Genomic DNA, 14,215 nt, shown 5'->3' with positions numbered 1-14,215 from the left:
AACTTTATTGGAGCATATTTAATTATATTTGTACCGTTCCTCAATTAAAAATGCCAATACAATTCGTTTATCCTTTTTTTCTTTGGTTTCTGGCAGCTCTTTCTATTCCTATTATCATACATCTGTTTAATTTCAGGCGATTCAAAAAAATCGAATTCACCAATGTGCGATTTCTGAAAGAAATAAAAGAGCAAACACAATCACACTCTAGGTTAAAACACTTGTTGGTATTGTTAATGCGTCTTATGGCGCTGGCTTTTTTGATTCTTGCTTTTGCACAACCGTTTATTCCTACCAAGCCAACAGAATCATCAGGACAACAAATCGTCAGTATTTATATTGACAATTCTTTCAGCATGAATCTTTCAGGCAAGGAAGGTACATTACTTGATGTGGCAAAAGATAAATGCAGAACCATTGCAACTTCACTGCCATCATCAACAAAATTTCAGTTATTGACAAATGAGTTTAAAGGCGAACAGCAACGACTCATTGACCGTGATGAATTACTTGAGCTAACAGACCGTATTAAAATAAATCCGCAAAGCCGTAACATCAATGAAATATTAATCCGTCAAACAGATGCATTAAAAAAATCAAACTCATACAATCGGTCATCATTTATTATATCAGACTTTCAGAAGAATTTCTTTGATATTCAACCAGGAATTAATGATAGCACCTTAAAATTGAATTTACTTAAAACCGAAGCTGAAGAAGTAAAAAACATTACAATTGACAGTTGCTGGCTTAGCGCTCCCGTAATTCAGCTTAATGTTCCATCAGAGCTGAATGTCAAAGTCAGAAACTACGGTGACGCAGATGCCGAAGTACCGGTTAGATTTTATATAAACAACTCACAAAAAACAGTAGCATCAGTAAAAGTAAATGCAGGTATGGATGCTACCATTAAAATGAATTTTACCATAACACAGCCCGGATGGCAATTGGCAAAAGCAGAAATTGACGATAACCCGATTACTTTTGACGACACCTATTATCTTTCTTTTCGTATTGCTGACAAAATTCCTGTTTACCATATTGGAGGCGCTAAAAATATTTTCATTGATAAGCTCTTAGCAAATAACAGTTTAATAGAATATAAATTCAGCACACAAAATGCTGTTGATTATGCCATGCTGAAAAGGTGCAATGCGGTAATCCTTACAGACATTAAAGACATCTCTACAGGGATGAGTGATGAACTTGCACATTTTGTTGAATCAGGCGGCACATTAATTATTTTCCCTGATTCTAATATTACACCTAATGGCTATGAAAATCTTTTTGGAAAACTGAATATAGAAAATTATAGTAGTATAAACATAAACAATAATAGTGTTGTCAAACTTGACTTTGACAACCCGTTGTTTCAGGATATGTTTGAAAAGACAGATGACAGAATGAGTTTACCTGAAGTGAATTTGAGTTATGAAACAATTTCATCATTAAAATCAGGGAAAACTGTATTAATGCAAATGCAGGGTGGACATTCTTTTTTAAATTATTATCATAGAAAATTTGGCAATGTTTACCAGTTTACATCAGCTGCACAACCTGCTGCAGGCACTTTTGTTACACATGCATTGTTTGCCCCCGTACTTTTCAAAACCTTATTGTTAAGTGCGCCTTCATCTCAGCCTACTTTATTTATCGGTAACAATAGTGATGTTAAAATCTCATCGTCATTACAAACAAATGATGTGTTACATTTAATTAACAGTGATACAAAAACGGATATTATTCCTGAATTTAAAACCACAAATGATGGAACATTAATCAATTTGACAGGTATTGAACAGGCGGGTTTTTATCAGCTGAAAAACTTAAACGACAGCACACTTTCAATAATTGCACTAAATTATAACAGAAAAGAATCTGACCCGAAAGCTTTCAATGATGACGAATTAAAAAGCTTGTATGACAATGGCAAATTCAAATCAATAGAAGTGGTTAACCCCACAAGCAGCGGTCTCACAAAATTTATCAGGCAATATGCTTCAGGTATTTCACTCTGGAAATATTGCATATTGGCTACATTGTTTTTTTTAGTAGCTGAAACATTATTACTTCGTAATGACAGAAAAATGGTAACACACTAATCTTAAAACCATGGATATAATCTTAAAATCAGTACGGATTATCAACCCGGGAACCGCTCATCATCAAAAGACGCGTGATATTGTTATTGTTAACGGGAAAATAAAAAGTATAACAACAAACGCGAGTAATGACGATGGAATAAAAGAACTTGACCTGAAAGGTTGTTTTGTAATGCCCGGCTGGTTTGATATGCGAGTAAATTTCCGAGAGCCTGGCGAAGAGCATAAGGAAGATCTTTTTAGTGGCACAAAAGCCGCTGCAGCAGGTGGGTTTACAGAAGTGTTATTAATGCCATCAACTTACTATCCTATTCAATCTAAAAGTGACACAGAGTTTATACTGAACAAATGCCGAAACAGTTTGGTTAATGTTCATGTTGCAGGATGCCTCACAGTTGACAGAAAAGGTATTGACATGGCAGAACTTTATGAAATGTATGTTTCGGGAGCCATTGCCTTTACTGATGACAAAAAAACTAACGACCCGGGATTGCTTGTAAGAGCATTACAATATTGCAACACATTTGGTGCAAGAATTATTTCGTATGCTGACGAACCAACCTTAAGCAACAATTATTTGATAAATGAAAGCCTCAGCAGTGTAAAAACAGGAATGAAAGGCTGCCCTGCGGTGGCAGAAGAAATCGGGTTAAACCGCATTATCAGGATTGCTGAATATACAGGAATACCGGTTCATATCAGTGGAATAAGTACAGCAGGAAGCGTGGTGCAAATTCGAAATGCAAAGTCAAAAGGAATAAAAATTACAACAGAGGTATATGCACACCATTTAATGCTTGATGAAACTTTAGTTGAATCGTTTAACAGCAAATTCAAAGTAAAACCTGTATTGAGAAGCAAAGCAGACATACAGGCACTAAAAAAAGGAATTGCAGATGGAGTAATAGATTGTATAAGCAGTGATCACTCCCCACAAGATATTGAAGTAAAAAACTGCGAATATGCTTATGCAGCACACGGTATTTCATCCATTGAAACAACATTTGCAACATTAAGCACAGCATTTAAAGGTCAACTTGATGCTGAAATTTTATTCAATATTTTTTCAGGCAATCCACGTAAAATTCTTAATTTGGATACCCCTTTCATCAATGAAGGTGAAGCGGCAAACATGACAGTTTATCATCCGGACAAAGCCTGGATTTTTTCAGAGAAGGAAATGTTTTCAAAATCGAGAAACACGCCATTTCAAGGTACAGAATTCAGTGGTAAAGTTGTTGGCGTAATTAACAACAACAAATTAAGTGGCTTTTAAAAATTCTGAAAGCGATTGATTGCTGCCATAAATGAATTTTTTCGTAACCGTGAAAGTGGAGCTGACTTACCGTTTTTTAAAATTAACTTTTCCTTCGTTTTTAAATACTCAACGACATAAGATAAGTTGACAATAAAATTCTTTGCAGATCTGAAAAACATTATGTCCGGAACTAATTTTTCTATTTCTGTCAGCGTTATTGTACTGATAAAATCATCTCCATTTATCAAAAAGACCTGATTAAACTTCCCACTGCTCTCAACACATAATATCTGTCTGACTTCAACAAATCTGTAACCAGTAAGAGCAGGAATAGCCAATTGCATCGCTTCAGGTTTTTTCTGAATATTAAGCTTGAGCAAATTCAGGTATCCCAGAGTTTGCGTAGATGCAATTCTTTCTTTTAACTTGTTAACAGCAAGTTTAAGCTCATCATCGCCAAATGGCTTAAGGAGAAAATCCACTGCAGAAACTTTAATTGCCTTATATGCAAAATCCTGATAGGTAGTTGTAAAAATAACCTCAAAATCAATTTCAACAAATCGGTTTAATAAATCAAATCCTGTAAATGGTTCCATCATTATGTCAAGAAAAATAAATTGCGGTTTCATTTTTCTAATTGCTTCTTCAGCCTGTGGTATTGTGTAACAGACATCTAAAACAGCAATTTCAGGACATGCTGCCTCCACCATCTTTTTCAGACTTGCTGCCTGCATGGCATCATCTTCAATAATAAGTGTTGTTAGCTTCACAATAAATATAGAGATTTTAATACAAAAATAAAAATTTGGCAATCAGCAAAATTAACTACAATTTTCACCTCAACAACTTTTATCAATTTCAAGTGTCAAAAGAAATCAAATTTGCATTTTTGCAAATCTTAAAAACTTAATATGGTTAGACCTAAAAAACATCTTGGCCAGCATTTTTTAATTGACAAGAACATTGCAAACACTATTGTAGATTCACTCTCTTTAAACCAATACAATCATGTTATTGAAATTGGTCCGGGAATGGGTGTTTTGACAGAAGAATTGATTCACCGTTTTGCCGGAAAGTTAACCTTGATTGAAATAGACAAAGACGCTGTGGAATATCTCACTCAACAATTTGACAGCTCTAAATTCAATCTGTTACAAGAAGATTTTTTGCATGTTGACTTAAACAATATTATCGCTGTACCTACTGCCATTATCGGCAACTTTCCTTATAACATTTCAACACAAATACTTTTTAAAGTATATGAAAATAAAAACTTAATTCCTGAAGTTGTGGGAATGTTTCAAAAGGAAGTTGCAGAACGTATTTGTTCTGCACCAGGCAAAAAAGCTTACGGAATACAAAGTGTATTACTTCAATCGTGTTATGATTGCGAATATTTATTTACTGTTGAGCCTAATGTTTTCAACCCTCCTCCTAAAGTTAAATCAGGTGTCATCAGGCTTAAATTAAATCCTACAAAAAAACTAACCTGTAATGAATCTGATTTCAGAAAAATAGTTAAAGCTGCATTTAATCAAAGACGTAAAACTTTAAAAAACGCATTAAAACATATTTCTTCCACTATGCCGGAGAAAGGTGAATTACCTTTCAGCAGCAAGAGAGCTGAGGAACTGCATTGGACACAGTTTGATGAGTTAACTCAATGGTTCTACAAATAACTTGATGAGTAAATCGGCATTGTAATGATTCATTAATAATAACAAAAAGAGCGATACAAATGTATCGCCCTTTTTTTACTAATTGTTTAACTAAAATTTACTCTACTACCACTCTCATCTGATTGTTGCTGCCATTGGTTTGTACATTCAGCATGTACGCGCCTTTAGCTACCTTGCTCAGGTCTAGTTGTAGTGTATTCTGTCCTGTTACATTGGTATGTGTCTGTGTCATTACTACACGGCCACTCAGGTCAAGCACTGTTACCTGTGTATTGCCTTTCTCTGCTGTGTATTCTACATTCAACACGCCTGCCGTTGGGTTTGGATATACATTAAGCCTATTGGCTGATGCCAACTCGCCTTCCTTACATCCTATGGTCACGGCAAATGCTTTTGATCCTGTTCCGCAGCCATTGCTTGCATTCACTACCACTGAGCCATTACCTGTGCCCCAATCTAAGGTCAGTGCATTTGAATTTCCTCCACCTGCTACATACGTTGCTGTTGGTGACGATGGATAGCCCCATGACAATGTGTACGAGCCTGTGGTGTTACCGATGTCTGCTGTAAACTCTATACCCTGCGTATTGGCACACCAGCTCGCTGGTATGGCCGTCAAGCCTATTGGTGAGTTTGGTGAGCCCTTCAATGGAATACAACGTGCTGCACTGCTACCGCAATTGTTGCTCGCTGTTACACATAACTGACCTGTGGTCAATGATCCATAGGTAACATTCACCGAACTGTTGCCATTGCCACTGATAGTGCCTGGCGCTGTCCAGTTATAAGTGATGCCAGGACTTGATGGCACTGCATAGTTAACACTCTGATTACACAATCCATTGGTGATTCCGCTAACGCTTGTTGGAGTCGATGGCAAGCCTGTTGCTATCGTCTTACACTTAGGTGCTGAGGTTACTCCACAGATACTTGTCACACTTACACAGATGTTGCCTCCATGCGTAAACGTTGGCCCAAAAGTGGCTGTGATGCTGTTGGTAGATGAACTGCCGGTAGCACCTGCCGGTAATGTCCAGTTGTAGCTTGCTGCTCCTGTACTTGGAGGTACACTATAGCTCTGTACTTCGTTTGGACAGGCATTAAAGGTTCCACTGATTGCATTTAATGCCGATGCTGACTTGCTTATGTACATACACTTATACGCTGTGGTATAACATGGTGTCTTTGCTGCTACGCATAAGTTACCGCCATTCCAGCCAGGTCCAAAGAACACTACAACTGAGGTGCCACTGGGTACTACTGTGGCATTGCCTGTTATCATCCACTGATAACTTGTGGCATCTGTCACAGGGGCTGTCGTATAGGTGCCGTTGGTATTTGCACACATTGTTGTTGCTCCTGTAATCTCCTTAGGTGTGCTTATCTGATATCTCACCTTCTGGATTTTACGAAGTGAGGCTCCGCAACCATTGGCTGCCTGAACGCCTACACTCACAAACGATGAGGTTGATGAACTGAACGTTATCTGTACACTTGGTGTGGTCGTTGTATAGGGCGACTGGTTCATTGGATTACCATTAAAGAATGTGCCGAATGGACCGTCCCAGATATACATAGTTGCTCCTGCTACTGCAGGTATGCTCAGATTCGCTGTTGTTCCAGCACATGCATAAGCTGGCATTCCTATTATCGTTGGCGTTACTACCACCGACTGTGATGGAGGTGCTGTGCTTATTGCTGTCAGGTTGCCTACTATTTGAGCCTGGCAGCCATTGCCGTCACTTACATAAACCGTAGTTGCTCCTGTTGCCAGGTTGCCCATCACTCCTGTTGAATTGAAGTTTATAAAGTCTGAGGTATAGCCATATGGGGCCAAGCCTCCTGAAGCCGATACATATAATATTCCATCGCTGCCGCCTGCACAACTTATATTCTTAACAGAATCTATATTTAATGTTGGGTTTGAATTTACATTTAAACTTGTGCTTGCTGCTTCAGTACATCCATATTGGTTAGTGATGATTACATTATATATTCCACTATATGAAGCATTTGGACTGCTGATTGATGGATACTGAAGAGAACTTGTAAATGAATTTGGTCCTGTCCATTCAAAACTATTTCCTGTTAACTGACTTGGCTCAACGTTTTCAGCTGATAAGAATATATCATTTCCTAAACAAACATCGCCTCCCGAACCTGCTACCGGTATTGGTGCATTGGCATTTACAACAGAAACAAGTTGAGTGACTATAGCAGTACACTGGCTGTATGGTCCGGCAGTATTATCAATTGCATTTAATGTATAGGTAGTTGTTGTACCGGGTGCAACAACAATGCTAGCTCCACTTCCACCAGGTGTCCACGTATAAGTATAATCAGGATTACTGCTGGAGGCTGTTAAAGTTGCACTCTGGCCTGTACAAATTGTTGGATATTGAACTTCAATATTCACAACCGGTGCAGGATTTACTGTTGCCACAACAGGCACACGTGTCCCTTCACAACCGGCAGATACCTGCCAGTCGTAGAACCAATAATACGTAGATAAAGATACCCCACTGATATAGCCACTGGTTACAACAACATTTCCACTAGCCGAAGTATAAGGCCATGTACCTGTCATACCTGTTTCTCTGATAACGCCACCACCAGACATACTGGCTGATAAAATTCGGTATGCTGTACCAACAGGAACAGTAAAGTTTACGGGTAAAACTACCGGAACAGGTGAAGCTACACTACCTGCAGGATAAGTAAATGGACCAGCTGTAGATATTACAGTACCTGTATTATCTGTAAGGTCAACAGAAATTGTACCCCCTGCACCAACAGAAAATATTGTCACAGATTGCAGTACAATAGGGTTATTAACTACATCAAATACCAATCCCCAGTTATTACCATAAGTATTTGGCGTTGCTGAATAAGTTGGTCGGGCAGCCGCTTCAGTACCACCTCCGGTAGATGCTGAGGCATAATAAGTAGTTGTACTGGAAATATTCGGTGAATATGTGTTACCTGTTGCAATAGCTGTTCCACCAGTCAACTGAGTGAACCATTTTACCGTTCCAATTAATGCTGTAGCTGAAAGATTTACAGTACCAGGACCGCAACGGGTATCACCATTGCTGTTTGAAATTTGAGGATTGTTTACTGTAACCTGAACTACGTTGGAATAAACTTGTGATGACTGGCAATGTACCATTACCTGATACCAGGTGGTTTGCGTAACTGAACCTGGAGCATAAACCACATCATCGGTACCTACATTGGTCCATGGACCGGATGCACTTACTGTTGATTGCTGCCACTGAATGGTGCCACCATCGGCACCGGTAACAGATAATGTTGGAATACCATCTACACAAAATGCAGTATCTGATGAAGTGACTGTGCCTGCTGTTAAAGTAGCACCGGTAACTATCTCAACACTATCAACTGCAACACAACCGGCATTAGGCCCTACTGTATTATCAGTAGCAGTTACAATATATTGTGTAGTTACTATAGGACTTACACTGTGTGGGCCGGCACCTGAAGCAGTAAACCCTGAAGGGTTGCTTGTCCATGAATAGGTATAATTTGGATCATTAATACTACTTACATTAACTGTAGTTGTTCCACCGGGACACAATGCAGGGTCTGGAGTAGTAACACTAAGTGCCGGTGGGGCTGTTACGGTTGCTTCGATTGGCACTCTGAGGCCTTCGCAACCGGTAGATAATTTCAAGTTATAGAAATAATACTGATAACTTGGTGTTAGATAATAATCAAGTGAAGCATAACCCGGTAATACCCAAGGGAAAGAATGTGTAGCAAGGCCTGAGCGCCATGTATTAGGGTTTGTTCCAACAAAACCTATATAATAGGTACCTATTGGTAATACCCAATTTACATTAACCGTTTGTGCCACTGTGGGCGTACCGGAGCTTACTACGGTGGTATTTCCCGAATAACTTTCAAACATAGGGCCTGAAGCACTAGTTGTTCTTGCCTCTATACCGAATGCTGTTCCTAAAGCGGCAGAAGGATAAATGTCAAAAGATTCTAAAGTGAATGGTTGAGTAACAGTAAGAATCATATAAGCACCGGTAATTAATGTAGTCTGAAAACTACCTGTGGGCGTAAAATGATCCCAGTCACCGTCACCCGGTATAGTTAATCCATTTGCTCCACCGGAACTTGGTGCAACATAGTAAGTTGTAGTCGTATTAAGATTTGGAGTAGTATATGTTGTTCCTGTTGCAACAGGTGTACCTCCGGACGAACTGGTGTACCAGTTTCCTGTTGTACCCATATTAGCATTAATACCTAAAGTAACAGGTCCATAACCACAACGTGTTCCGGGAACTAAACTATTAATCTGTGGATTATTTACGGTTACAGCAACCACATTAGAAGTCGCTGTGTTACTATTACAAACCGTCAATGCCTGATACCATGTACTTTGAGTTACAGTGCCTGGAGTGTAAGTAGAATCATTTGTTCCTACGTTTGTCCAGGGACCGGTAGCGCTGACAGTTGACTGTTGCCATTGAATATCGCCACCATAATGTCCGGAAAGTGATAAAACAGGATCACCACTAACACATAGACTTGAAACCGAAATACTAGCGGTTCCTGCTATTGGACCTACTGTTATGCTGATGGCAGGTAAAGCGTCATTGGTATTATCACCATCACTACCCATTGAAGTTGATGCATTTAACGTATAGGTACCATTTGCTGTTCCATCTACCGTTGGTGATAATGAAACGTTCATGGTTGCACCGGAAGCTAATGTTCCTGAAGACAATGTTGCACTCACTGTGGTATTTACCGGACCGGTAATAACACAATTTACAGTAACAGGGTCTATAGAGAAATCTAAACTCTGAACGCCAAAATTTTTGATTTCTACCACAATGGTTTCAGCACTGGTAAAACATCCATCTGGATTAGGTCCTATGAAAGCAGAAACGCCAATGTCTTTATTTGCTGCTGCAAACTCATAAGCACCAGGGTCGGGCGTAGTTAAACTTCTTGCGGCTCCGGTAATATCGTCTGTAACTCCTAATGCAGCACCAATATTATCCAATGCCACATTGGTAGGTTTGTAATTCTCTAATGCAATATTGGCAAAATTTGGATTTACGCTTTGACTGTTCTGATCCCAAGCACCTCCATTAGCAGCTTGCCAGTTAGCCAATGTTGCATGTGCACCTGAAGCATATCCAATGTTATTAGAACCGGAAGGTGCATCTATATACAAATCATTGTTATTGCTCACTACAGCTGTATTGGTAGAAAAATAGAGACAGTACTTGGCTCCGGTACCACCACGGGTGATAGAAATAATATTGTTTTTCACTTCAGTAGATGTTCCATAAGCATAAATACCATAAGTCGAGGTAGTACCTGTTGCAGTAGCATCGTCAAATGAAATAGTATTATGATAGATATGTACAAAATTATAGGATGGGCAATACAGTCCGTATAAAGAACCACTTGATTCTATATCGTAAACCAGATTGTTTATCCATTTATTCTCAAAACCGGCAGCACCACTGGCTGTATTATACATGCAATATGCAGTTGAAGTACTGGAAGGTATAGCATCAAACAGTTTTCTGATTCTGTTCTTTTCTACTAAAATATTATAGGAGCTTGTGCTCATATAAATACCATAAGTTGTGCTGGTGCTGGCCCTGTTAGGGCGTTCTATAATATTGTTTCTGACAATGGTATTTCTACAATAGGCATGATAGATACCATAAAAATAAAAATCGCGAATGGTGCTGTTTACAATTTGATTATCTAAATTATAGGGTGATGTGGTTAAACCGGTAATCACTGTGCCATAATATCCCCCAATCATTTCACAATCACTAAACATGTTACCACTACCGGATAATCCGGTGGTGGTACTGGCAGTCGCACTGCCATTTACAACCAATGCTGCAAGAACAGTAGTAGTTCCGGTAATAGACGTAGTGAATGTACATTTAGTAAATGTGTTGCTATCAGCTCCTCCATAAAGGTGACATGCTATGCCATAAGTACCATTGGTGGCTTCAATATTCAAACTATCGAAGATAAAATAATCTGCACCATTTAATGCCAACGTATTTGGATTACCCACATCACCGTTAAAAGATAAGGTATTACCGTTTCCATTAAACGTAATGGTGTTTACTGATGAAGCACCACTGATTTCCGGAATAACTACCTGTTCGTTGTATGGACCTGAACCGGCAACAACATTAAATACAACAGGACCTGTAATTCCACAACTCAAAGCCTGTATAGCATCATCAAACGTCTGATAGTTACTTCCACTTGTTGGCAAGGCACTATTAATGGTATAAGTTCCAGATGGTGCCAGACATAAATAATATGTGTCAGTGTTATTTCCGGATGTAGCATCAGCTCCACCATTTACGGCCAATATATTTACCGTCATGGTTACACTGCTGACTAAATTGTATTGTGTTGTAAACGACAGGTTGGTGTTATTGCCTGAGGTAAGTCCTAATCCGGTAAATGTTTGCACTACCGGAGCACCGCCATCACTATAAGAAAGTTGAATGCTATTGATGGTTTGAGCCTGCGTATTATCAATATTTACAGTTATGGTTTTTAATCCGGGACTTGATGGACTTGTTGGAGTAAACCAGGTTATTCCTGCATCCAATCCACCCAATGAAAATTCATAAGCACCCAGATCAGGTGAAGTGAGAGAACGTGGCGCACCATTGATATCATCAGTAACACCCACAGGAGTTCCAGGCATCGTTTACCAATCCATTGCTTGGCGTATAATCGTAAGTGCCGGGGGCAACATAGAGTGGATCTACACTTACACTATTAGCGTCTTTGCCACTGCCCGACTGCCATGCTGCCAATGTTGTATATGCCGTACCATTATACCCAATATTATTAGTACCTGCTGAAGCATTCATATACAAGTCATTATAATCGCTTGTAGCTGCTGAAGGATTGGAATAGTAAACATCATACTTTGTTCCGGTTCCACCTCGGCTAATGCTCACAATATTATTTCTAACATCATAAGCTAATGACCCCGTACAGTAGAATCCGTAAGTTGTACCGGTAGCTGTTGAAGATGCATCGTCCAGTGAAATTGTATTATGGTATGCTTGCCAGTAGTCACTGCCACTCATATAAAATCCGTAAACTGTCCCATTAGAATTAATATCAGAAATCAAGTTATTATAAAACTTGTTTTCATTTCCAATGGAAGCATCAACCGTACAATAAATTGAATATTGAATACTGGTACTTGCCGGGTTTGTTGCAAATGTATTTCTGATTTTATTCTTTTCTACCAAAACATTAGAGTTACCTGTTGATATATAAATTCCATAATAGGTGCTTAACGAAGTTCTTGTGGGTCGTGAAAGTGTATTACCTCTAATTACAACACCATCCTGATAAAGACAATAGATTCCATAGAAATATTGATCCAGAATATTACAATTTATAACCTGATTGCCTGTGGCCGGTGTGCTGCTGTTTCCTACAATTGTAGTATTATAATAGCCACTAAACATAGTACATCCAGTAATAATATTGTTGATACCACTATTACCAGAAGTTGTACCAGAAGTAGCAGAACCACTGATGGAGAATGGAACCATTGTAGTACTTGTTCCGTTAGCAGGTGCATTAAAAGTACAATTACTAAAGGTATTATTGTCTGCATCATTCCAAAGGTGACATACCAAGGCATAGGTTGCTCCGGTGCCTTCTACAGTCAGATTATTTACTGTCATATAATCCGTACCATTGAGCACTAGTGTACCGGGTGCTGTGCTTACAGTTGCACCATAAGTTAAAACATTGCCATTACCATTTATAGTTATTGTATTTACAGATGAAACACCTGTAATTTCACCAAACTCAACTTGTTCATTATAGGGGCCACTGCCGGCAACAACATTCACTACTATAGCACCGGCTATTCCGCAATTGAGTGCATTTTTAAAATCGTTGAAAGTCTGAAAATTTGAACCTCCAGTAGGTAGGGCTGAATTGATAGTATAATTACCACCGGGAAAACTAGGATTAACTGTTACCAAAACCGGAGTACTAATCTGGCTGTTACCACTGCATGTCACTTCACACTGATAGTATTTGGTACTAGAAGCTAAAATATTGAGAACAGAAGAATTAGACGAGGCTCCAATATTTGTATAGGGACCACCAATAGTTGTTGACTCCTGCCATTGATAAGTTTGTCCTGTGCCTAGACTATTTCCAGTTAATGAAAGAACCACATTGTTTCCTAAACACAGACCTGACGAGGGTGCTGCTGCAGCCACACCCGGTGTTGGAGGCACTGTACAAGGCACTCCTGATTGATAAGTCATCTGAATTTGTGCTCGTACGGTGCGCAAGTTGGGTAATGTAGTGCCGGGAGCTGAACTTCCTACATAAGACAAGGTTCTACCACTAATTGGATCTTTATTCCATGAAAATCCTGCTGTGGTATATGGGCTTGAGCCACTTGAAATATCAAAATTTACTGAAATCTCTATAGCACCACCTGTATATGTAAAAGGAGTACTTAAAACAACATCATGCCAACCAACAGTAGCCGGTACAGTATGGGCACTGTTATTATAAACTAGTGTTGAACCGGATGTAAGATTGGACCATAATTGTCCGCCTGCACCAACATCTGTCAGAGATGAGTTTTTCATCCATACTTGAAACACACATGGCGAATTGGTGCCTGCTCCATTTTGGTTAAACCAGGCAAGTTTGGTAATTTGATTTCCGCTTGGAATACCTGCTACGGCAATCTCAGATTGGGTAAATAAATAATGATGCCTTGAATAGACAAAATTACTTGAGTTTGTAGAGCGATACATTGGTCCGCAATCGCCAGAAGCACTATTAGATTGAGTACCACTTTGAGAACCGGCACCGATAGTAACGGTCGTTTGCGCTTGTACATTAAATGCAAACAGTAATGCAATAAGAAAACTCATTGCTACCCTTATAAAATTTCCTAAGGGATGTTTGTTTTGGTAATTTGAAGTAATCATTAGTTTGGATTTTTAGTTATATAAATTTATTTTCTTAAAAATTGAATTCAATCTGTAACAATCAAATATAAAATCTACAGTAAATAAGAAGTTATATTCAATACATAAAACACCATGCTTCACTTTAGCATGTACAAATTTCATTTGTAAATTATTTAT

The 14,215-nt window shown here is 38.8% G+C and carries 6 protein-coding genes; 3 read left to right on the top strand and 3 right to left on the bottom strand.

From position 1 onward, the window contains the following. Window positions 1-50 precede the first annotated feature (50 nt). Together V9G42_08265 and V9G42_08260 are read left to right on the top strand one after the other, a co-directional pair. Window positions 51-2,102, top strand: coding sequence for a BatA domain-containing protein (locus tag V9G42_08265; GenBank protein MEI2759406.1), 2,052 nt, complete (start codon window positions 51-53; stop codon window positions 2,100-2,102). A gap of 10 nt (window positions 2,103-2,112) precedes the next feature. Beyond that, window positions 2,113-3,378 (top strand): dihydroorotase, encoded by a 1,266-nt coding sequence (locus tag V9G42_08260; protein MEI2759405.1) that lies wholly within the window; start codon window positions 2,113-2,115, stop codon window positions 3,376-3,378. Here the strand turns inward: V9G42_08260 and V9G42_08255 are convergent. Further along, window positions 3,375-4,130, bottom strand: a complete 756-nt coding sequence (locus V9G42_08255; protein MEI2759404.1) for a LytTR family DNA-binding domain-containing protein — start codon at window positions 4,128-4,130, stop codon at window positions 3,375-3,377. The two genes, V9G42_08260 and V9G42_08255, sit on opposite strands and share 4 nt — an antisense overlap. A 141-nt stretch (window positions 4,131-4,271) precedes the next feature. Between V9G42_08255 and rsmA the strand changes: the two genes are divergently transcribed. Beyond that, the gene (gene rsmA, locus V9G42_08250) at window positions 4,272-5,039 is read left to right on the top strand and encodes a 16S rRNA (adenine(1518)-N(6)/adenine(1519)-N(6))-dimethyltransferase RsmA (GenBank protein MEI2759403.1); all 768 of its coding nucleotides are present in this window, start codon (window positions 4,272-4,274) and stop codon (window positions 5,037-5,039) included. Window positions 5,040-5,136: 97 nt separating this feature from the next. Here the strand turns inward: rsmA and V9G42_08245 are convergent, their stop codons facing one another. Continuing rightward, window positions 5,137-11,775, bottom strand: coding sequence for a T9SS type A sorting domain-containing protein (locus V9G42_08245; protein ID MEI2759402.1), 6,639 nt, complete (start codon window positions 11,773-11,775; stop codon window positions 5,137-5,139). Then, the gene (locus V9G42_08240) at window positions 11,747-13,999 is read right to left on the bottom strand and encodes a right-handed parallel beta-helix repeat-containing protein (protein MEI2759401.1); all 2,253 of its coding nucleotides are present in this window, start codon (window positions 13,997-13,999) and stop codon (window positions 11,747-11,749) included. Before V9G42_08240 ends, V9G42_08245 begins: the two co-directional genes overlap by 29 nt. Between the last annotated feature and the right edge of the window lie 216 nt (window positions 14,000-14,215).

This window comes from Bacteroidia bacterium, assembly GCA_037045145.1.
Lineage (GTDB): Bacteria > Bacteroidota > Bacteroidia > AKYH767-A > OLB10 > OLB10.
The sequence above is the reverse complement of the archived record's forward strand: the minus strand, read 5'-3'. Positions and strand labels throughout refer to the sequence as shown.